General features: G+C 74.3%; 22 protein-coding genes. 9 read left to right on the top strand and 13 right to left on the bottom strand.

Annotation, left to right across the window (positions count from 1 at the left end; all coding sequences use genetic code 11):
* Window positions 1–8: 8 nt before the first annotated feature.
* Window positions 9–896 carry a phosphotransferase enzyme family protein gene (locus ACIA8R_RS37835; RefSeq protein ID WP_397042415.1) on the bottom strand — a complete coding sequence of 296 codons (888 nt, stop codon included), beginning with the start codon at window positions 894–896 and terminating at the stop codon, window positions 9–11.
* Between the two features lie 196 nt (window positions 897–1,092).
* Here ACIA8R_RS37835 and ACIA8R_RS37830 point away from each other — a divergent pair, with 196 nt between their 5' ends.
* The 6 genes from ACIA8R_RS37830 to ACIA8R_RS37805 all read left to right on the top strand — a co-directional run bounded on the left by ACIA8R_RS37830 (window position 1,093) and on the right by ACIA8R_RS37805 (window position 7,263).
* Window positions 1,093–1,389 carry a hypothetical protein gene (locus tag ACIA8R_RS37830; RefSeq protein ID WP_397042414.1) on the top strand — a complete coding sequence of 99 codons (297 nt, stop codon included), beginning with the start codon at window positions 1,093–1,095 and terminating at the stop codon, window positions 1,387–1,389.
* A 144-nt stretch (window positions 1,390–1,533) separates the two neighbouring features.
* Window positions 1,534–2,403, top strand: a complete 870-nt coding sequence (locus tag ACIA8R_RS37825) for a lysophospholipid acyltransferase family protein (protein ID WP_397042413.1) — start codon at window positions 1,534–1,536, stop codon at window positions 2,401–2,403.
* A gap of 77 nt (window positions 2,404–2,480) precedes the next feature.
* Window positions 2,481–4,844 carry an MMPL family transporter gene (locus ACIA8R_RS37820; protein ID WP_397042412.1) on the top strand — a complete coding sequence of 788 codons (2,364 nt, stop codon included), beginning with the start codon at window positions 2,481–2,483 and terminating at the stop codon, window positions 4,842–4,844.
* The gene (locus ACIA8R_RS37815) at window positions 4,844–5,698 is read left to right on the top strand and encodes a lysophospholipid acyltransferase family protein (protein WP_397042411.1); all 855 of its coding nucleotides are present in this window, start codon (window positions 4,844–4,846) and stop codon (window positions 5,696–5,698) included. The genes ACIA8R_RS37820 and ACIA8R_RS37815 overlap by 1 nt, the downstream gene beginning before the upstream one ends.
* 90 nt (window positions 5,699–5,788) lie before the next feature.
* Window positions 5,789–6,040, top strand: coding sequence for an acyl carrier protein (locus ACIA8R_RS37810; protein ID WP_357708679.1), 252 nt, complete (start codon window positions 5,789–5,791; stop codon window positions 6,038–6,040).
* Complete coding sequence (locus ACIA8R_RS37805) at window positions 6,040–7,263, top strand: beta-ketoacyl-[acyl-carrier-protein] synthase family protein (protein WP_397042410.1); 1,224 nt, start codon at window positions 6,040–6,042, stop codon at window positions 7,261–7,263. Before ACIA8R_RS37810 ends, ACIA8R_RS37805 begins: the two co-directional genes overlap by 1 nt.
* A gap of 17 nt (window positions 7,264–7,280) precedes the next feature.
* Here the strand turns inward: ACIA8R_RS37805 and ACIA8R_RS37800 are convergent, their stop codons facing one another.
* Both ACIA8R_RS37800 and ACIA8R_RS37795 read right to left on the bottom strand, forming a co-directional pair.
* Window positions 7,281–7,718: a VOC family protein gene (locus ACIA8R_RS37800; RefSeq protein WP_397042409.1), complete on the bottom strand. Its 438-nt coding sequence runs from the start codon at window positions 7,716–7,718 to the stop codon at window positions 7,281–7,283.
* 75 nt (window positions 7,719–7,793) lie between these two features.
* Window positions 7,794–8,981: a cytochrome P450 gene (locus tag ACIA8R_RS37795; RefSeq protein ID WP_397042408.1), complete on the bottom strand. Its 1,188-nt coding sequence runs from the start codon at window positions 8,979–8,981 to the stop codon at window positions 7,794–7,796.
* A 73-nt stretch (window positions 8,982–9,054) separates the two neighbouring features.
* On the opposite strand from ACIA8R_RS37795, the gene ACIA8R_RS37790 reads away from it, so the two are divergent.
* A complete protein-coding gene (locus ACIA8R_RS37790; protein ID WP_357708690.1) occupies window positions 9,055–9,663 on the top strand; it encodes a TetR/AcrR family transcriptional regulator in 609 nt (202 codons plus the stop codon).
* Here the strand turns inward: ACIA8R_RS37790 and ACIA8R_RS37785 are convergent.
* The 7 genes from ACIA8R_RS37785 to ACIA8R_RS37755 form a co-directional block, all read right to left on the bottom strand.
* Window positions 9,632–10,543 carry a D-alanyl-D-alanine carboxypeptidase family protein gene (locus tag ACIA8R_RS37785; RefSeq protein ID WP_397042407.1) on the bottom strand — a complete coding sequence of 304 codons (912 nt, stop codon included), beginning with the start codon at window positions 10,541–10,543 and terminating at the stop codon, window positions 9,632–9,634. The two genes, ACIA8R_RS37790 and ACIA8R_RS37785, sit on opposite strands and share 32 nt — an antisense overlap.
* 179 nt (window positions 10,544–10,722) lie before the next feature.
* Window positions 10,723–11,922 (bottom strand): sensor histidine kinase, encoded by a 1,200-nt coding sequence (locus tag ACIA8R_RS37780; protein ID WP_397042406.1) that lies wholly within the window; start codon window positions 11,920–11,922, stop codon window positions 10,723–10,725.
* Window positions 11,919–12,605 carry a two-component system response regulator CseB gene (gene cseB / locus ACIA8R_RS37775; RefSeq protein ID WP_364102212.1) on the bottom strand — a complete coding sequence of 229 codons (687 nt, stop codon included), beginning with the start codon at window positions 12,603–12,605 and terminating at the stop codon, window positions 11,919–11,921. The genes ACIA8R_RS37780 and cseB overlap by 4 nt, the downstream gene beginning before the upstream one ends.
* Window positions 12,606–12,620: 15 nt before the next feature.
* Window positions 12,621–13,796: an ABC transporter permease gene (locus ACIA8R_RS37770; protein WP_397042405.1), complete on the bottom strand. Its 1,176-nt coding sequence runs from the start codon at window positions 13,794–13,796 to the stop codon at window positions 12,621–12,623.
* A 2-nt stretch (window positions 13,797–13,798) separates the two neighbouring features.
* A complete protein-coding gene (locus tag ACIA8R_RS37765; protein WP_397042404.1) occupies window positions 13,799–14,473 on the bottom strand; it encodes an ABC transporter ATP-binding protein in 675 nt (224 codons plus the stop codon).
* A complete protein-coding gene (locus tag ACIA8R_RS37760; RefSeq protein WP_397042403.1) occupies window positions 14,466–16,175 on the bottom strand; it encodes a peptidoglycan-binding protein in 1,710 nt (569 codons plus the stop codon). The genes ACIA8R_RS37765 and ACIA8R_RS37760 overlap by 8 nt, the downstream gene beginning before the upstream one ends.
* Window positions 16,175–16,972, bottom strand: a complete 798-nt coding sequence (locus ACIA8R_RS37755) for a hypothetical protein (protein ID WP_364102203.1) — start codon at window positions 16,970–16,972, stop codon at window positions 16,175–16,177. Before ACIA8R_RS37755 ends, ACIA8R_RS37760 begins: the two co-directional genes overlap by 1 nt.
* Before the next feature lie 172 nt (window positions 16,973–17,144).
* On the opposite strand from ACIA8R_RS37755, the gene ACIA8R_RS37750 reads away from it, so the two are divergent.
* The gene (locus tag ACIA8R_RS37750; protein WP_364102200.1) at window positions 17,145–17,699 is read left to right on the top strand and encodes an AAA family ATPase; all 555 of its coding nucleotides are present in this window, start codon (window positions 17,145–17,147) and stop codon (window positions 17,697–17,699) included.
* Here ACIA8R_RS37750 and ACIA8R_RS37745 read toward each other — a convergent pair.
* The 3 genes from ACIA8R_RS37745 to ACIA8R_RS37735 form a co-directional block, all read right to left on the bottom strand.
* Entirely contained in the window at window positions 17,677–18,177 is a 501-nt protein-coding gene (locus ACIA8R_RS37745) for an anthrone oxygenase family protein (protein WP_357708709.1), read from the bottom strand. The two genes, ACIA8R_RS37750 and ACIA8R_RS37745, sit on opposite strands and share 23 nt — an antisense overlap.
* A 142-nt stretch (window positions 18,178–18,319) precedes the next feature.
* Window positions 18,320–19,069 (bottom strand): methyltransferase domain-containing protein, encoded by a 750-nt coding sequence (locus tag ACIA8R_RS37740; protein ID WP_397042402.1) that lies wholly within the window; start codon window positions 19,067–19,069, stop codon window positions 18,320–18,322.
* 49 nt (window positions 19,070–19,118) lie between these two features.
* Window positions 19,119–19,988, bottom strand: a complete 870-nt coding sequence (locus ACIA8R_RS37735; RefSeq protein WP_357708714.1) for a LysR family transcriptional regulator — start codon at window positions 19,986–19,988, stop codon at window positions 19,119–19,121.
* Between the two features lie 76 nt (window positions 19,989–20,064).
* Here ACIA8R_RS37735 and ACIA8R_RS37730 point away from each other — a divergent pair, with 76 nt between their 5' ends.
* Window positions 20,065–20,214, top strand: a complete 150-nt coding sequence (locus ACIA8R_RS37730) for a hypothetical protein (protein ID WP_364102193.1) — start codon at window positions 20,065–20,067, stop codon at window positions 20,212–20,214.
* Window positions 20,215–20,220 lie beyond the last annotated feature (6 nt).

The raw sequence follows: 20,220 nt of genomic DNA, 5'->3' as shown, positions 1-20,220 counted from the left end.
CGCCGGCGTCAGGGCCGCAGCCGGTGGAACAGCTCGACCCGGGCCCGGTGGTATTCGAGGTCCTCCTCGTCGTGCCGCACACCCGACGCGGCGGCCTTGCGGAAGTAGGCGTACTCCCTGCGCAGCTTGTGCCGGACGAGCTGGGCGAGCGACTCCTCGTCGAGCGGGGCCGCCGTGCCGCCCTCCTCGTGGTAGGCGGCCACGAACTCCTTGCTCGGCCCGATCAGGTCGTCGCCCCACTCCAGCGCGGCGGCGGCCAGTTCCAGTTCGGGGGCGCCGACGAAGGTCTCGTCCCAGTCGAGGACCGCGACGATCCGGCCGTCGTCGGTGGCCAGCGTGTTGCCGGTGTAGTAGTCGCCGTGCAGCGGGTGGCGCACGGGATGACCGGCGTGGAAGCCGGCCAGCCAGCGGTCCAGGACGGGGTCGGCCAGGTCGGCGGCGTCCGGGTGCGGGTCGCCGTACAGGCCGGACTCCTGGAAGGCGGGCACGGGACGCGGGCCGGGACGCAGACCGGCCAGGGCGCGGTGGAGCCGGGCCAGCAGCCGCGCGCCGGCCTCGCGCTGCGCCGGGACGTCGGAGTCCGGCCAGGAGCCCTCGACATAGGGCCAGCAGGAGATCGGCCGCCCGTCGACGACGACCACGGTCGCCCCGCCGTCGGTCGCCAGCGGGGCCACCGCCTCGGGCAGCGTGACGGCGGCGTGCCGGGCGACGGCGTGGCACCACTCCGACTCGGCCACCCCGCGCCCGGCCGGGCCGACCCGCAGGACGTGGCCGCCGAGGCGGTAGGCGGCCGACTCCTCCCCGCCGTACAGCCGCTCGCCCTCTCCCTCGGCGCCCCAGGCCCGGGAGGCGGCCGCGCGGATCTCGGGGGTGAGGGGCGTCTTCGCGTAGATCACCTCGCCAGGCTATGGGCTCGGACGGGTTGTCGAGCATTCGGCCAAGGTCGGGCAAGGTCGGGCGACACGTGCCGCAAATTCGCCGCTCTCGGCCGCATAGCGCTTAACCTGCACTAACAGGATCATCATCCGCTTGTCACCCCGCCGTCAGGCCCACCGGTGCCGAGCCCGCTCCGAAGTCGGGACGCTCATGATCGTGCAGTCGCAGGAAATCCCGGAAAGCTCACATCCGCCGCATACACGCCCGTCCCGGCACCGGGACCTCCGAACGCCGCTGCCCGCCGCGCAGCTCGATCCGCGGCCCGCCGCGCGGCCCCGCCCGGCGCTCGACGCCCGGCTCGACGCGCTCACCAAGCTCACCATGCTCGCCGCCTGGCCCACGCCGCCGTGCCGGGCCCTTCCGCGCCAGGTGCGCGAGATGTTGGGAACGGTCCATATTCCGGGGCCGATCCGGCGCAACCTGCCGCCCGCCGTCGTCCTGCGCTGCCGTTAGCGCCGCTCGGGCCGCCCGCCGATCACCGTCTGGGAGTCCCGCGTGTCCTGTCCGACTCCGCCCGCCACGCCGCCCGCCGTACCACTCGTCACACCATCTGCCCTGCCTACCACCGGGCCGTCCGCCGGGACGTCCGTCACGTCTGTGCGGGCGTCCGCGACGTGGCGGCACTTCGCCGGCGTGGGCCGGCGTGTGGAGATCAACCCGTGGCTGGTGCGGGCGCCGTGCTCGGTGCGCGCGTGCTTGCCCGAGGAGGCCGTCGCCGCCGGGCGGGCCCGCCGCGCGGCCCGGCTGTGCGCCGCGCTGCTGGTCCTGCTGACCGCCGTGCCGGCCTTCCTCGTCATGGGCGCCGCGCCGCGGCCGTGGCGGGCCAGGACGGTCCAGGCGCTGGCCAGGCTGCTGTTGCGCGCGCTCGGCGTCCGGGTCGAGGTCGCCGGTCCGGTGGAATCCGTGCGGGCGGCGGCCGGGGTGCTCGTCGTGGCCAACCACGTCTCGCTGCTCGACCCGGTGGTCATGCTGGCCGCGCTGCCCTGCCGCCTGCTGGCCAAGCGCGAGGTGCGCCGGTGGCCGCTCATCGGGACGCTCGGCGCGGCCTGCGGGGCGCTGTTCATCGACCGGGAACGCCTGTCCACGCTGCCCGCCGCGGTGGGCCTGATCCGCGACGCCCTGCTGGCCGGGGAGGCGGTGACCGCCTTCCCCGAGGGCACCACGTCCTGCGGGCGCGAGGTCGGCACGTTCCGGCCCGCGGTCTTCCAGGCGGCGATCGACGCCGGGGCGGCGGTGTGCCCGGCCGTCCTGCGCTACTACGAGGACGAGAGCCCGTCGAGCCGCGGGAGCTGGGTGGGCGAGGACTCGGTGATCGGGTCCGTCGTCCGGGTGGCCGGGACGCGGCGGCTGCGGGCCGAGGTCCGGCTCACCGCGCCCCTGCGGCCCGCTGCGCCCGACCGCGGGCAGCGCGGACGGGCCGCCCTGGCCCGCGCCGCCGAGGAACGCGTGCGCACCGGCCTCGACTGACCATCCAGGGCCCGCGCCGCGGAGGAGCGCGTGCGCACCGGCCCCGACCGACCGATACTCGACGTAAGGAACTACCGATGTGGGGCAATTCGCCGCCGTCCGGCCATGGGCGGAGGTGGCCGCGACGGGTCGTGCTCTGGGGCGCGGCCGTGACGTTCGCCGTGTCGCTCTTGGCCGGCCTGGACGTGCACGATCGGCTCGTGCTGGGCGACATCGTGCCGCTCGGGTCACAGTCCGTGCGGGCGGACGACATCCTGCAGGACGCCTTCCGCGTGGGCAACGCCGACCTGGTGGTGATCGCCCGCGCCGCGCGGCCGGTCGACGACCCCGAGATCGACGCCGCCGGGACGCGCCTGACCGAACGGATCTCGGCCGACCCGGGGGTGTGGCGGGTCACCTCGTACTGGCGCGGCCACGCGTCCAGGCTGCGCAGCGGCGACGGGCGCGCGGCGGTCGTCCTGGCGAACCTGAGCGGCGACAACGCCGCCCGCAACGCCGCCGCCCGCCGGATCATGGAATCGCTGAACGGCCGCTACGGCCCCCTGTCGCTGACCGCCACGGGCGAGGCCCAGGTACGCGTCGAGGCCCAGGACCGCAGCGAGGCCGACCTGCGCACCGCCGAGCTGATCGCCGCGCCGCTGACCCTGGCCATCCTGTGCCTGGTGTTCGGCAGCCTGGTCGCCGCCCTGCTGCCGGTGCTGATCGGCGCGCTGGCGGTGGTCGCCACGATGGCCGTGCTGCGGCTGATGAGCGAGGTCATGGAGATCTCGGTGTTCGCGCTGAGCATCTCCAGCGCGCTGGGCTTCGCCCTGGCCGTCGACTTCAGCCTGTTCATCGTCACCCGCTTCCGCGAGCAGCTCGCCCAGGGCCAGGAGGCCCCGCAGGCCATCGCCGTCACCATGCGCACCACCGGCCGGGCCATGGCCTGCTCGGCGGCGACCGTGGCGCTGTCCATGTCCGCGCTGCTGCTGTTCCCGTTCACCATCCTGCGCTCGCTGGCCGTGGGCGGGATGACGATCAGCCTGATGGCGGCGGTGGCCAGCCTCGTGGTGCTCCCGGCCGTGCTGACCCTGCTTGGCGACCGGGTCAACCGGCTTCCCGTGCCCGGCCCGTGGAACGCCGCCCGGCGGTCCGCGCCGCCGGTGGAGCAAGGGCCCTGGTACCGCCTGGCGGTCGCCGTCATGCGCCGCCCGCTGGCGGTGGCCGTGCCCACCACCGCGCTGCTGCTGGCCATGGGCGCGCCGTTCCTGGGCGCCAGCTTCGGCACCCTGGACGACCGCATCCTGCCGCCGCAGGCGCCCGCCGCGCTGGCGGCCCAGGCGCTGCGCGCGGACTTCGGCGGCCAGCAGGTCGTCGGCGGCACCATGATCCTGCTGCCTGACCTGCGCCCGACCGGCCAGGGCGCCACCGGCCCGATGGACGGCTACGCCAGGCGCCTGGCCGCCACCGACGGCGTGCTGCGCGTGGACACGGCCGGCGGCTCCTACAGCGGGGCCGCCGTCGTCCCCGGGACGAACCGCCGGTTCACCGGCGAGGCGGGCAGCTGGCTGCTCGTCACCACCGCGCACGAGCCGTATTCGGTGGCCAACAGCGAGCTCGTCCGGCGCCTGCGCGCGATCCCGGCCCCCGGCCAGGCGCTCTTCGCCGGGCCGGGCGCCGAGCTGGACGACGTCAGGCAGAGCATCGCCGGCACGCTGCCCCTGGCCCTGACGCTGATCGCGCTGACCACCCTGGCGATGGTGACGCTGCTGACCCGCAGCGTCGTGCTGGCCGTCAAGGCCCTGGTGATGAACGTGCTCAGCCTCACCGCCACCTTCGGCGCCCTGGTCCACGTCTTCCAGAACGGCCACCTGCGCGGGCTGGTCGGCGACTTCACCGCCACCGGCAGCATCGACGCCCTCATGCCCACGCTGATCTTCTGCGTCGCGTTCGGCCTGTCCATGGACTACGAGATCTTCCTGCTGTCCCGCATCACCGAGGAGTACCGCGACCGCGGCGACACCGTCACCGCGGTCGCCACCGGGCTCCAGCACACCGGGCGGCTGTTCACCTCGGCCGCCGTCATCTTCGCCGTCGTCATGGCCGCCGTGGCGACGTCCGGGCTGGCCGTGCTGAAGATGATCGGGGTGGGGATCGCGGTGGCCGTCCTGGTCGACTGCACGCTGATCCGCACGCTGCTCGTGCCCGCCGTGATGCGCCTGGCCGGGCCCGCCAACTGGTGGGCTCCCCGGCTCCTGCTCGGCAGGCGGAGGACCGGCGACGGCACGGCGGGGGACCCGCCGCGCGTCCCCGTCGGCGCGGGCACGGGCATGGGTTCGGGCATGGGTTCGGGCATGGGTTCGGGCATGGGTTCGGGCATGGGTTCGGGCATGGGTTCGGGCACTGCCGCGGGCGGCCCGGAGGGGGCCGAGCCCGTGGGACCGCCGGCGGGCACACCGTGATGACCGTCCGCGCCCAGGACCACCGCCACGGACGGCCGCCGTCCCGGCCGGGGGTGTCGCCGTGCACGCCGGAGACCTGCGTCCGGCCGCCGGTCACCGCCGCCGGGCCGGTCCGCCGGGCCGCCCGTCTGCTGGGCTGCGCGCTGGCCCTGGCGGCGGCCCTGACGCTGTCGCCGATGCTCCGCCGTCGCCCCGGACCCCTGCGCGGGCGCCTGGCGCGGGGGGCCATGAGGCTGATCGTGCGCGCCCTCGGCATCACGGTGCGGGTGCCGGACGGCGTCCCCGTCCTGGCCGGGCACGGCACCCTGCTGGTGAGCAACCACATCTCGTGGGCCGACCCGCTGATCATGGCGGCCGTCACCCCGGCCCGCCAGCTCGCCAAGCGGGAGATCGGGCGCTGGCCGCTCGTCCGGTCGCTGGCCGCGGCCCATCGCACCCTGTTCATCGACAAGGACCGGCCGGCCGCGCTGCCCGCCGCGATCACGGCCGTCGCCGGCGCCCTGCGCGACGGGGACGCCGTGCTCGCCTACCCCGAGGGCACCACCTGGTGCGGACGGGCCATGGGGGCCTTCCACCCGGCCCTGTTCCAGGCCGCCGTCGAGGCGGGCGCGACCGTGCGGCCGGTGGCGCTGCGCTACCGCGAAGGCGGCGCGCCCTCCACCCGCGCCGCCTGGATCGGGGAGGACTCCCTGCCGGCCTCGCTGCTGCGGGTGGTCGCGACCCGGCACCTGGTGGCCGAGGTGACGTTCCTGCCCCCCGTACGCCCCGAGCTCACCGGACGCCCGCGCGAGGACCGGGCTGCCCTCGCCGCGCTGACCGAGTCGCGGGTCAGGGACGCCCTCGGCCCGGCTTGATCGACATTTGAGGTGTCATACCCGGACCCGCCCGCCCTCCTGCAGCACACTCGGACACGCCACCCATCCGCCGAGAGAACGGACGGCACCATGACCGACGACCAGATAACAGACGTGCTCCGCGGCCACTGCGCCCGGGTCCTGGGCGTCAGCACGGCCCAGATCAACCCGCACACCGACCTGCGCGAGGAGCTGGACGCCGACAGCCTGGACTTCGCCGAGCTGTACGCCGCCGTCGAGGACGAATGGGGCACCTTCGCCGACGAGACCCTCCAGCGGGTAAGGACCGTCGCCGACATGGCCGCCGTCATCCGCCGCCACCTGACGGCGGTGGGCGGCTGATGCGACCCCGGGTCGCGGTGACCGGGCTCGGCCTGCGCACGCCCGCCGGAGCCGGCCCCAAGGAGCTGTGGAACGCGCTGTTGGCCGGACGTTCGACGGCACGGACCATCACGTCGTTCGACGTGTCCACGCTGGCGGTGCGCTTCGCCTGCCAGGTCCCGGACCTGGACGTGTCGGCGTACCTGACGGACCGGCAGGCGCGGCGGCTGGACCGGGCGTCGCTGCTGGCGGTGTGCGCGGCGGGCGACGCGCTGGCCGACGCCGGCCATCCGAGGGTCCCGCCCGAGCGGCGGGCGGTGGTGGCGGGCAGCTCCTTCTGCGGCACCGAGACGTACGAGTCGGCGCTGCTCGACACGCCGGGCGCCGGGGCGTTGCGCCTGTCGCCGATCTTCATCCCGAAGATCATGCCCAACGCCGGCGCCGCCGCCATCGGCATGCGGTACGAGATCCGCGGGCCGAGCATGTCCGTGGTCACCGCCTGTGCCTCCGGGGCGCACGCGATCGGCGAGGGCGTCCGGCTGATCCGCGACGGCTCGGCCGACCTGGTCGTGGCCGGCGCGGGGGACGCCAACGTCACCCCGGGCATGCTGCACGGCTTCAGCCGGTGCCGCGCCCTGTCCGGCCGCAACGACGACCCCGAGGCCGCCTGCCGCCCGTTCGAGGCCGACCGCGACGGGTTCGTGCTGGCCGAGGGGGCCGCCTTCGTCGTGCTGGAACGCCTCGACGAGGCCGTGCGCCGCGGGGCCCGCGTCCATGCCGAGGTGTCCGGCTACGGCCGCACCAGCGACGCCCACGACCTGACGGCCCCCGCGCCCGGCGGCGAGGGCGCCCGCAGGTGCATGGACGCCGCGCTCGCCGACGCCGGTCTCGCGCCCGAGGACATCGTGCACGTCAACGCCCACGGCACCGGGACCGAGCTGAACGACCTGGCCGAGGCGCAGGCGATCGGCCGCGTCTTCGGGCCCGCCGCCGTGCCGGTGAGCGCGACCAAGGGGGTGACCGGCCACGCCCTCGGCGCGTCCGGGGCGATCGAGGCGGTGGCGTGCGTGCTGGCGATCGCCGAGTGCACCGCGCCGCCGACCGCCAACCTGGAGCGGCTCGACCCGCGCTGCGACATCGACGCCTCACCCGTGCCCCGCCCGATCGCGAGGGGGCCGGTGATGTCGAACTCGTTCGGCTTCGGCGGCCACAACGCCACGCTGGTCTTCTCACCCGTGCCCTGACCGCTCCCGCCGGACGGTCATCCCCGCGCGGAGACGAACACGCAGAACGGATGGCCGGCGGGGTCGGCGTAGACCCGCAGGGGCTCCTCGTCGTCGTCGATCCGGTCCAGCAGCAGTCGGCCGCCCAGGCGCAGGACGCGTTCGTGCTGCTCCAGCAGGTTCTCGACGGACGACACGGTCAGGTCCAGGTGGAGCTGCTGGGGCACCCGCGGGTCCGGCCAGGTCGCCTCCGGGAACGTCTCGACCTGCTGGAAGGCGAGTCGTGGGGCGCCGTCCGCGGTTCTCAGCACGAGCCAGTCGCGGCCGCGCTCGTCGTCGGCCCCCGCCTCGGGCGGCTCGTCGCCGGGCCGGTAGACCAGGTCCAGCAGGGACCGGTAGAACTCCGCCAGCGCCCTGGCGTCGGTGCAGTCGAGCACCACCTGACACAACCTGATCCCGCCGTCCTGACCGGCCATGCGCGCGCCTCCCGTGATCGTCTCGTCGTCATGCTCTCTGCGCGGGACGGCGGCGGCTCAAACGCGGCGGCGGGTTCACCAGGTGACCGGCAGGGCGGCCACACCGTAGATGGTGGCGCGCGGCCGCATCGGCACCTCCCCGGCGGGCACGGCCAGCCGCAGACCGGGGAAGCGGCGCAGCAGCGCCGGGTAGGCCAGCCGCATCTCCAGCCGGGCGAGCTGCTGGCCCAGGCACTGATGGATGCCGTGGCCGAAGCCGAGCTGCTGCCCGGCCTCGCGGGTGACGTCGAAGCGGTGGGGGTCGGGGAAGCGGGCCGGGTCGCGGTTGACGGCCGGGAGGGAGAGGGTCACGGTCTCCCCGGCCCTGATCGTCCGCCCGGCGAGCGGCACGTCGGCCCTGGCGACCCGGATCGGGCCGATGTGCACGATGCCGAGGTAGCGCATCAGCTCCTCGACGGCGGTCGCCGCGACGCCGGGGTCGGTGCGCACCAGCTCGGCCTGTTCGGGACGGCACAGGAGCAGGAACGTGCCCAGGCCCAGCATGTTCGCGGTGGTCTCGTGACCGGCGGTCAGCAGCAGGGTGGCCACCCCGGTCAGCTCCTCGTGGTTCAGCTCGCCGCCGGAGACCAGCTCGCTGAGCAGATCCTGGCCGGGCTCGGCCCGCTTGCGGGAGACCAGTTCCGACAGGTAGCCCATCAGCTCGGCGCCCGCCGCGCCACGCTCCTCGGCGGTGTTGTCCAGGTTCACCGCCCGCGCGGTGGTGTCCTGGAAGCGCGAGCGCTCCCCGTACGGGACGCCGAGCAGCTCGCAGATCACCAGCGACGGGATCGGCAGCGCGAACGCGCTCACCAGGTCCGCCGGCGCTCCCGCGCGGTCCATCTCGTCGAGCCGGCCGTCGATGATCTCCTGGATCCTGGGCTCCAGCAGCCGCATCCTGCGCATGCTGAACCGGCCCGTGAGCAGCTTGCGGTAGCGGGCGTGCTCGGGGTCGTCCATGGCGATGAAGAAGCCCGGCGGGATCACCAGGTCGGCCAGGCCCTCGGGCGGCGCCAGCTCCTTGATCGGCGGCGCGGCGCCCTGGGAGGTGTTGCTGAAGCGCGGGTCGTCGAGCACCGCGCGGGCCTCGGCGTGGCCGGTGACCAGCCAGCCGGGGCGGCCGTCGGCGTAGATCATCGGGTGCAGCGGGCCGTGCAGCCGGGGCAGTTCGGCGGGCGGCTCGAACGGGTCCTCGCGTTCGAGCGGCAGGCTCTGAAGGATGTCCATGTCCCCAGAAAAGCGCAGAGGCTGCGAAATTGCAACCTATGCATAAAAGCAGGGCATGCAGTAGGGTGGCGCCGTGGAAGGTCATCGCGAACGCAAGAAGGCCCGCACCCGCCGCGCGCTGCTGGAGGCCGCCGTCCGGCTGTTCGCCGAGCGGGGGTACGAGCAGACCACCGTCGCCGACATCGCCGCCGCCGCCGACGTGGCGCCCCGCACCTTCTTCGCGTACTTCGCGAGCAAGGAGGACGTGCTCTTCCTCCAGGCCGAGGATCGCGAGCGGGCCATGCTGGAGGTGATCGCCGGCCGGCGGCCGGGGGAGCCGCTGGGGGAGCTGCTGAGCCGGATGTTCGAGGCCCTGGTGCGCAGCCTGGCCGCCGACGACGAGCTCGACTTCGCGCTGTCGCCGCTGCGGGCGCGGCTGATGGTGACCGAGCCCGCGCTGCGCGCCCGCGGGCTGACGCTCATGATGGAGACCCAGCCCCGGCTGGCCTGGGCGTTGTGCGAGGTCTGCCCGGAGCTGGACCCGGTGGAGGCGGGGGCGGCGGTCGGCGGCTTCATGGGGGCGCTGGCCGTGGCCGGGCTGGTCGCCCAGCAGCAGGGCGGCTCCGACGACGACGTCCTGGCCGCCGGGCGGCGCGGGATCGAGGTCGCCGTCAACGGCCTGTCGAGCCTGGACCGTCCGTGACCTGAGCCTGCCCGCCGGTCGCGGGCCGGTCGAGCAGCCACCGCTCGACCGCCGCGCTCATCCGGCCGCCCGCCTCCAGCGCCGCGGCCTTGGCGGAGGCCGGGTCGGTGTGCGCGGCCTGGCCGAGGATCACGCCCAGCACCAGGTGACCCCGTACGCGGGAGGCCCACATCAGGTTGCCGCCCGCGGCCGTGCCCGAGCCGGTCTTGATGCCGATGACGCCGTGCCTGTTCAGCAGCGTGTTGGTGTTGTGCAGCCGCCTGGCGTCACCCGGGACGGAGGTGTCGGTCTGCGCCACCACCGCCCGCAGCACCGGGTCGCGCATCGCCTCCCTGGCCAGCCTGAGCTGGTCGGCGGCGGTGCTGACGGTGGTGTCCTCGTTGCCGCTGGCCCCCGTGTACGTGCTGCCCGTCATGCCCAGACGCCGTGCCGCGGCGTTCATCCGGGCCACGAAGCGCTCCTGGGAGCCGGAGTCCCAGCGGGCCAGCAGCCGGGCCACGTTGTTGCCCGAGGGCACCATCATCAGCTCCAGCAGCCGCCGCAGCGGCACGGTCCGGCCCTGCGTGAGCGGCACGGTGGACTCCAGCCGGGAGAACGACTCCTCGGCCGCCGTGCGGTCCACGGTGATCAGGGGGCCGTCGTCGCCGGGCCGGAGCGGGTGGCGGCGCAGGATCACGTACGCGGTCATCACCTTCGTCACGCTGGCGATCGGCACCGGCCGCGGGTCGCCGGTGACGCCGAGGCTGCCCACGTCCTCCACCTCGACCGCCGCCTGCCCCTCGGACGGCCACGGCAGGGACGCGTCCCCGGTGACCGAGGGGGTGCCGGAACAGCCCGACAGCACGCCCGCCAGCAGCAGAAACATCAAGGAACGTCGCATACCGGACAGCGTGCGCGGCGCGCGTGTCCGTCCGGCCGTGGCCGCGCATCCACCCGCGCTCGGCCGTGTATCAGCCCGGCATCAAAGATCCGCGCATCGGCCCGGCGTCAGTGATCCGCGTCTCGGCCTGGCGTCGATGGTCCGCGCATCGGCCCGGCGTCGATGAGCCGTGTCCGGCGTCAATCCGCCGGAAGGCGGACGACGGCGACCGCGCCGCCGTCCGGGGCGTTGGCCAGGGTCAGCTCGGCGCCGATGACCCGCGCCTGGCCCAGCGCGATCGTCAGCCCCAGGCCGTGACCGCGGCCCCGCTCGGCGGCCCCCGTACGGAACCGGCGCGGCCCGTCGGCCAGCAGCTCCGGTGGGAACCCGGGCCCCCGGTCGCGCACCTCGATCACGCGGTCGCCGACCGTGATCTCCACCGGCGCCGCGCCGTGCCGGTGGGCGTTGAGCACGAGGTTGGCGAGGATCCGGTCCAGGCGCCGCGGGTCGGTCCCGGCCACCGGCTCACCGTCGGCCAGCACCCGCGCCTCGACCCCCACCCGGGCCGCCGACTCCCCGGCCAGCGCGGCGAGGGGAACCCGGACCCGCTCGGCGACCTCGGCGCCCGCGTCCAGCCGGGACACCTCCAGCAGGTCCTCCACCAGCGTCCGCAGCACCCGCACCCGGTCGCGTACCAGGTCGGTGACCTCGCCCTCGTCCAGCAGCTCGACCACGGCGACCAGGCCCATCAGCGGGGTGCGCAGGTCGTGCGCGACGTCGGCGGTGAAGCGCTGCTCGGCCAGCAGCCGGTGCTGGAGGCTCGCCGCCATGGAGTCCACGGCGGCGGAGATGCGGGCGATCTCGTCCCGGCCGCGCGCGCCCGTACGGGCCGCGAGGTCGCCCCCGGCGATCCGGCGGGCGGTGCGCGCGACCCGCCGCAGCCGCCGGTTGGGGAGCTCGGCCGCCAGCATCGACACCGGCACCACCCCGGCCAGGGCGAGCAGCCCGGCCTTGGCCATGTTCCGGTCGAGCGCCTGGAGGCCGCGCTCGTCGGAGCCCATCGAGATCTGCACGCTCACCACCTCGGCGCCGTCGCCGCCGTACGGCTGGACCGCCCACACCCACGGCTCGTCCCGGTGGTCGAGCCCGTACCAGACCACCCGGCGGCCGGGCCGCAGCAGGCCGGCCAGCTCGTCGGGGAGCTCGTCGACGGGCACCACGTCCTCGGCGCTCCCGGAGGCCAGCGTCTCGTCCAGGGCCACCTCGGCCCGCGCCTGGCCCATGTCGAGCGCCTGCTGCCAGGTCGCCCGGTGCACCAGCAGCCCGACCACGGCGGCGACGACGGTCGCGGCGAGCGTGACGAGAGCGGCGATCTTCCAGCGCAGCGAGGCCGGGTTCACGTGACGGCCAGCTTGTAGCCGAACCCGCGCACGGTCTCGATGCGCTCGGTGCCGATCTTCCTGCGCAGCCGCTGCACGCACAGGTCGACCACGCGGCTGTCGCCGTCCCATCCGTAGTCCCACACGTTGCGCAGCAGCGTCGCCCGTTCCAGGACGATGCCGGGATGGGCGGCGAACTCCAGCAGCAGCCGCAGCTCGGTCGGCGACAGCTCGACGCGCCGGCCGGACCGCCGCACCTCCAGCGCGCCGGTGTCGACGCTCAGCTCGCCGAACTCCAGCACGGCCTGGCCCGCCCCCGCCTCGGCGGCCGGCGTACGGGCGAAGGTGGCCCGGCGCAGCAGCGACCGGATCCGGGCCACCAGCACCGGCAGGTCGACCGGTTTGACCACGTAGTCGTCGGCGCCGCCCTCCAGCCCGGCGACGATGTCCAGCCCGTCGCCGCGGGCCGACATCATCAGGATCGGCACCTGGCTGGTCTCCCTGATGCTGCGGCATACGCTGATGCCGTCCAGGCCGGGCAGCATCACGTCCAGCAGCAGCAGGTCGTGGTCGCCGGTGCGGGCGGCCTCCAGCCCGTCGAGCCCGTCGGCGGCCGTGGTCACCTGATAGCCGTAACGTTCCAGGGCCATGCCCAGCGACGTGCGGATCACGGTGTCGTCCTCGACGAGCAGCAGGGATGTCATGAAATCGCACCATACCTAGCGAAGTGCATTGACTGGTTCCATGCGGGCGGCGCGCAGCGCCGGATAGAGGCCCGCGAGCAGCCCGACGACGGCCCCGGCCGCGGGGGCCATGAAGGCCAGCCGTACGTCGAGGACGGGCGTCCACTGCTTGACGGCGCAGACCCCGACGATCACCAAAATCCCCACGGAAGCGCCCAGCACCCCGCCGATCAGCCCCGTCAGGGTGGACTCCACCAGGAACTGACCGGCGATGTGGCGGCGCGCCGCGCCCAGCGCCCGGCGCAGCCCGATCTCGGCGACGCGTTCCATCACGGTCACCAGCGTGACGTTGGCGATGCCGACCGCGCCGACGACCAGGGAGACCAGCCCGAGGATCAGGAAGAGCGCGTTGACGTCGCTCTGCACCGCGTCGCGGGCCCTGGTGGGGCTGGGCGGCGAGAGGACCTGGAGGAGCGCCTCGTTGCCGGGGCTGAGCGCGGCCGGCGCCTGCCGCGCGATCAGGTCGGCGGCCCCGAGGGCGGTGTCGACCAGGACGCGGGTCACGGTGCCCAGGCCGTAGGGCCGGCCGGCCGTCGGCGGCAGGATGACCGCGCTCGCCAGGCTCTTCTCCCGCCGCAGATCCCCGAGCACCCCGATCACCGTGTACGCCCGGGTGCCGATGAAGACCGCCGGGGCCCGGGCCAGCCCGGTGATGCCCAGCAGCCGGGCCGCCTGCTGGCCCAGCACGACGACCCGGTCGCCGCGGGCGACGTGCCCGGCGTCGAAGTAGCGGCCCTCGACCATCCGTCCCCTGACCGCCGCGGGCAGGCCGGGACTGCTGGAGAGCACGGTCAGCGTCTGGTCGGTGACGCGGGCCGGGTCCACGACGTCGTTGGAGCGGACGACGAGGTTGGCGCCCAGGTCCGACTCGGCCAGCGCGGCGGCGGCGACCACCCCGCGCAGCCGGGTCACCCGGCTCACGTCGGCCCACTCGACCAGCGGGAACGTGTGCGCCGGGACCTCGACGGTGACGGAGGTGGCGGTCAGCTCGTCGAAGCGGCCGACGATCTGGTTGCCGGCCGTCGCGGCGACGCCCAGGGTGACCACGAGCGTGGTGATGCCGAGCACGGTGCCCAGCGTGGTCAGGGCCGAGCGCACCGGGCGGGCCAGCAGGCCCGCCAGTGCCTCGTTCAGCAGGTCGCGCGGGTGCACGTCTACTCCTCCGTGAGGACGCCGTCGGTGATGCGCACCCGGCGTCCGGCCCGGTCGCTCACCTCGGTCTCGTGGGTGATGACGACGATGGTCATCCCTTGGGCGCGCAGGTCGTCGAACAGGTCGAGCACGGCGCCGGTGTTCCTGCTGTCGAGGTTGCCGGTGGGCTCGTCGCACAGCAGCAGCGACGGTTCGCCCAGCAGGGCGCGGGCGATGGCGGCGCGCTGCCGTTCGCCGCCGGACAGCCGGCCGGGCAGGAAGCCCACCCGGTGCGACAGGCCCACCCGCTCCAGGGCCCGCGTCGCGCGCTCCCGCCGTCCGGTGCGGGGGGTCCTGCCGTAGACCTCGGCCAGCATGACGTTCTCCAGGACGCTGCGGTGCGGCAGCAGGTGGAAGGACTGGAAGACGAAACCGATCCGGCTGCCCCGGACGGCGGTGCGCGCGCCGTCCTTGAGCGTGGTGGTCTCGATGCCGTCGAGCCGGTAGCTGCCGCGGGTCGGCCGGTCGAGCAGGCCCAGGGTGTTGAGCAGGGTCGACTTCCCCGACCCGGACGGGCCGACGACGGCCACGTAGTCCGACCGCTCGACCCGCAGGTCGACGGCGGCCAGCGCCCGGACGGGCGGATCGGCGGGGAACTCCTTGGTCAGCTCCTGGAGCAGGATGACCGGCTCAGCCACTGTTGACCACCACCCGCTCGCCCGGCCCGAGGTCGCCGGTCACCTCCACCGCGCCGTCGGCGGACAGGCCGGTGCGCACCTCGACCTCCTTGGTCCGGCCGGGCGCGGTCTCCACCTGCACCCTGGCCCTGCCGTCCGCCGCCGTGACGACCGCCGCGACGGGGACCACGAGCACCTTCCGGCCGGTGGCGCCGATGGTGACGCGGACCGTGACGGGCCCGCCGGCCAGCTTGCGCAGCCCCTTCATCGAGTCGGGCGTGACCGTCACCGGCACGGCCCCCTTCGTATCGCGCCCCGCGACGGTCGTCACCGTGCCCGGGACGGTCGCCCCGGACTCGGTCTCGATGCTCGCCTCCAGACCCGCCTTCACCCGCTCGGCCTCGGCCGCGTCCACCGAGCCGGACACCACGAAGGCGGAGTCGGTGACCGTGGCGACCGCCTGGTCCACCGGCTCGCCCGCCTTGACGGACGGCTTGTGCAGGCGGGCGGGCAGCCTGGGCAGGAAGACGACCTCTCCCGGCGGCACGGTGGTGCCGTAGGTCCGGGAGAACTCGGCCAGCAGCGCTTGGGCCGCCGCCAGGTCGCTGCGCGCGTTGGCGACCTTCAGCTCGGCGGGGGAGAGCTGCCTGGCCTGCCTGAGCGCCTGCTCGGCGGTGGCCAGGGCCTCTCGCGCCGACCGTACGGCCTTCTCCAGGTCGGTCAGCCGCTTCGCGCGCGCCGCGCCGGCCTCCTCCTGTACGCGGTCCAGCGCCGACCGGGCGGCGGCCAGGTCCGCGCGGGCGTTGGCGACCCGGAGTTCGAGCAGACGGGTGTCGGCCGGGGCCGGGGGTGTTCCGATGGCGGTTGTCGTCGGCGTCGCCGTGGGCGCCGCCGTGGGCGTCTCCCTGGCCTGGGCCAGCTCCTGCTGCGCCGCCAGCAGCTTCTCCTCGGCCGCCCGCACGGCGCTCTCGGCGGCCTCCACCCTGGCCTCGTCCTCGGCGGTGTGCTCCTGCGCCCGCGCGCTCTTCAGCGCCTGTTCCGCCTCCCGCAGGTCGCGGCGGGCGCCGGTCACCCGCAGCTTCAGCGGGAGCACGTCCCTGCCCTGGTCGAGGGCCTTGGTCTCGGTCACGAGCACTTCCCGCGCGGTCCGTACGGCCCGCGTCAGCTCGTCGCGCCGCTGCCGCAGTTCCAGGGTGGGCTGCTGGGCCTCGTAGCCGCGCCCGGCGTAGAGGCGCGACACGGCGGCGACGGTCGCCGCGTCGAACACGCCGGTCACGGGCACGCGGTGACCGAGCCGGCGCAGCGCCTTCTGCAACTGCCGGACGTCGTCCCCCTCGGCGCCGGGGACGAGGCCGCGGTGCATCGGCACCCGCCCGGCGAAGACGAACACCGGCCGGCCGTTCACCTCCATCAGCACCGTGCCCTCCACGAGCGTCCCCCGCCGCGGGGCTCGGGTGGCGCGCTGGACGGTCTCGCTCCCGCCCACCACCCCGGCCAGCGTCACCGGACGGGGAGAGCCGTACTCCAGCGTGCCGCTGACGACGACGGTGGCGACCAGTTCCCGCCGCTCGACCTCGACGGTGACCAGCGACGGCACGGGCGGTCTGCGCGCCGCCGCCTCATCGGCCGGGGAGCGCAGCAGGGTGCCCACCCCCCAGCCGGTCCCGGCGACCACCAGGACTCCGCTCAGCACGAGCAGCAGCTTGCCGCGAGGAGTGCGCATCACCGCTCTTGGAACCCGTACTTCACCCGGGCCTCGTTGGTGAGCCGCCGTTGCAGGGGGACGAAGGCCGCGTAGAAGTCCTTGCCGCACTCCAGGTCGACCAGCGCCGACCTGATCTCCTTGGCCAGGTAAGGCCGGGCCACTGCGGCCGTGACCTTGCCCGCCTTTCCGAGCCGGTCGGCCTGCTCGGCCCACAGCATCATCCCGCGCGCGCTCAGCGCCAGCGGCCGGGCGGAGGCCACCCGCTCGCCCTTCGACTTCAGGCACTCGGCGAACGGCCCGGCCAGCTCCACCAGCTTCTGATCGCCGTCGAGCATCTTGTCGATGTTCTCGATCTCGGTGCTCATCTGGTCCTGGTAGTCGGCGAGCGAGGTGACCTTCAGGCCGTTCACCTGCCGCAGGGCGTCGACGCGGCACTCGTTCATGGTCTTGAGGTAGGCGTCCCGGCGGGCGCCGGAGAGCCCGTCGATCGTCGCCTGGTTGGGGTCCGGCGCCCGCGTCTCGCGGGGCTTGGGATAGACGATGGCGGAGAAGACGCCGAAACCGTTCCTGCTACGCTCGGCCTTGATCGCGTCGTAATCGGCGGGTTCGGCGTCGGGCGCCTTCGGCCGGCTGACCGAGGGCGTGTACGCGAACCCCTTCTGCTTCATGCAGGTGGCGAGGACGGTCTCCCGCTCACGGACCTTGTCCGCCCCGCCGCCGCCCCCGCCGGGCGCCGGGGCCGCCTCTCCCGCCGGAGCCCCTCCGCAGCCGGTCAGCACCGCCAGACCGAGCAGACCGCACACCAGCACACGCATCAAGGGCTCCTTCGAGGTGGGGACGCGCCGCCCTTCGCGACGCCTCGGCCACTTTGGAGCCCTTATCCGTCCGCCCGGCCTTGGCCGGGTATCACCGGGCGCTCGGCCGTGTATCGGCCGCGTATCAACGCCCCTAGGTTGACATCAACCCCCACGAGATCGGAGAGAAGTCGTGCCACGACACGTTCTCACCGGCGCCCCGGGCGCCGGGAAGACGGCCGTCCTGCGCCTGCTGGAGGTCAACGGGCACACCGTCGTCGAGGAGGCGGCGACGGACGTCATCGCCCTCGGCGAAGCGCTCGGCCGCGAGGAGCCCTGGCGCGAGCCCGCCTTCGTCGACGAGGTCGTCACGCTCCAGCGGCGACGCCAGGAATCCGTGCCCGCGGGCGAGGCGGCCGTCTTCTTCGACCGCTCGCCGGTCTGCACGCTGGCGCTGAGCCGCTACCTGGGGTTCCCCACGTCGCCGCTGCTCGCCCGCGAGGTCGAGCGGGTGGTGGCGCGGGGCACGTACGACGGGAAGGTGTTCTTCGTCCGCAACCAGGGGTTCGTCCGCGCCACCTCCGCCAGGCGGATCAGCTACGCGGACTCGCTCGACTTCGAGCGCCTGCACGAGCGGACCTACCGCGACCTCGGGTTCGACCTCGTCGAGATCCCCGCCGCGCCGCTGGCCGACCGGGTCGCGCTGGTCGAGCGCGACGCGGGGGTCAGCCCACCCGGCCGCTCTTGACCAGCGCCCAGCACAGCGAGGCGAACGCCCCGGTGCTGGTGATCGTGCGGACCAGGTTGTAGGCCGACCACTTGGCCTCGTCGAACGCGCGGCGCACGGCGGCCAGGTCGGCGATCCGGTCCGGGTCGCCGGCCGCCTTGATGGCGTCGTTGAGCGGCACGTTCACGGCCACCGTGAGCACGAAGGCGATCAGGTAGAGCACCAGCGCGACGATGATCCACGGCAGCACCGCGCGCACGCCCTGGCCGAGGTGCAGCGCCGCCGCCAGGCCCGTGAAGAACAGCGCGCCGATGAAGCTGAGCATGAACCAGGGATTGAGGATCGCCCGGTCGATGGCCTGGAACGCCCCGACGAACGTGCGGTCGTCCGTCGCGCCGAGGCCACGCATGATGGTGTGCGTGTAGAGCCCGAAGACGCCCGCCGCGAGCCCCATCGCCATGGTCGCCACGATGAGCACGACGGTGCGCAGAACCGACATCAGTGTTTCCCCCTACTCGTCCCGCGCCCGACCTCCCGGACGCGCGAGGACAAGTCAACGCCAGAGCGGGGGAGCGCGGCCATGGCCGAGACTCTCCCGCCCATACGCCAGGATCCAGGCCGTCCCGGGCGCGGGCGCGCGGTCACGACGCGGACGCATTCCGGCGCGCGGTGATCATAGCGAAGGACAGATACTCGCCCTGATCGGCCTCCAGCATGGCGATCGTCGCCGTCTCCCGCCGGGCGCGCGCCCACAGCAGCCAGTCGTGCCAGCCGCCGTCCTGCAGGCGCGCGGACATCACCGTGACCAGCTCGGTGATCTCCCACTGGAAGCGCCACCACTCGGCGGTGTGCCAGGCGATCGCCTCCCAGCCGACCAGGGCCTTGACGTGGGCGGGGATGTGCCCGAGGTCGCGGACCTCGCGGGTCATGCCGGGCGTGGCGACGCCGAGCTGCCCGCCGGGCTTCACGAACCGGACGAGGTAGGGCAGGTAGGAGTCGGCGGTGCCGAAGTACTCGAAGGCGTCCACGCTGACGATCGCGTCGAAGGACTCCTTCTCGAACGGCAGCGCGTGCGCCTCCGCCCGTACGGCCCGGACGCGGCCGGCCACGCCCGCCTCGGCGAAGACGGCCGCCGCCCGCTCGGGCGCGACCCACAGGTCGGCGGCCACGACCTCCACCCCGAACTCGCGGGCCAGGAAGACCGAGGTGGCGCCCAGGCCCGAGCCCAGGTCGAGCACCCGCATGCCGGGTCTCAGGTCGAGGTCGCGGGCGAGGTCCTCCAGCAGCCACAGCGGATGGGGGCCCATGTCCAGCCCGAGCACCCATTCCGGGTCGTACTTCGAGGAGAGCGGATAGACGTCGGGACGTACGAGGTCCTGGATCGCTGACACAGCGGGTCATGCCATCACGAAGGCTCCACCCGTTCAACCGGTTATTTCGTCACCTGGTGAGGTGCGACAGCAGGGCTCCGGCGGCCGGGTTGGCGGGGACGGGGGCGCGGCCGGCCAGCACGACCGTCCTGGCCGGATCGGGCTGGCGGATCCGCACGGTGGGCAGCCCCTCCCCTTCGGCCACCCGCCGCGGGACGATCGCCACGCCGATCCCGGCGCGCACCAGGTCGACCAGCATCCGGATCTGGGTGACCTCGCAGGTGATCTGCCGGTGCAGCCCGCACCCGGCGGCCAGCCGGCGCACCGCGGTCTCCAGCCCGGTGCCGGCCTTGAAGTCGACGAACGGCTCCTCCGTCAGCTCCGACAGCAGCGCCCGCTCGGCCCCGGCCAGCCGGTGGCCGGGCGAGGTCATCAGCACCAGCTCCTCCTCCCAGGAGGAGAACACGGCCAGGCCCGCAGGCAGGTCGGCGCCGTCGAGCGCCAGATAGGCGAGGTCGAGCTCGCGGGCGAGCAGGGCGTCGAGCAGCCCGGCCACCGGGGCGTCGCGGACCGAGATCTGGATGCCGGGCCACAGGCGGTGGAAGGCGGCCAGCTCGGCGGGCAGGTCGACGCTGGTGAGCGTCTGGATGGTGCCGATCGCCACCCGGCCGGTGGTCAGCCCGGACACGGCGGACACGGCGTCGGTGGCCGCCGCGGCGTCGGCCAGCAGCGCCCGCGCGGCCGGCAGGAAGGCGTGACCGGCCGGGGTGAGGACCGGCCGCCGCCCGGTGCGCTCGAACAGGTCGGCGCCGAGCTCGCGTTCGAGCTTGCGGACGGACGTGCTGAGCGCCGACTGGACGATCAGCTCGGCCCTGGCGGCGGCGGTGAAGCTGCCGTGCGTGGTGACGGCGACGAAGTGACGGAGCTGGCGCAGTTCCATCCATCTACATTAGCGATGGCAGCCAGCGAGACGATGTGTTGGATGGATCGGTGCGCGCGGGGACATCCTGGTCGGCATGGAACGACACGTACCCGCCCTGTGGTCGGCCGCCTATGGCTCGCGCCGTCCCGTCCCGGTCCGGCTCGCGGGGCGCGGGCTGCTGAAGGTGCTCGACTTCGTCCGGATGCTCGCTCTGGCCGACCACCGGACGTTCGTCTCGCACTGACGGGCC

This window comes from Nonomuraea sp. NPDC051191 (assembly GCF_044455665.1).
Taxonomy (GTDB): Bacteria; Actinomycetota; Actinomycetes; order Streptosporangiales; family Streptosporangiaceae; genus Nonomuraea.
This window is presented reverse-complemented; position numbering and strand designations above follow the sequence as displayed.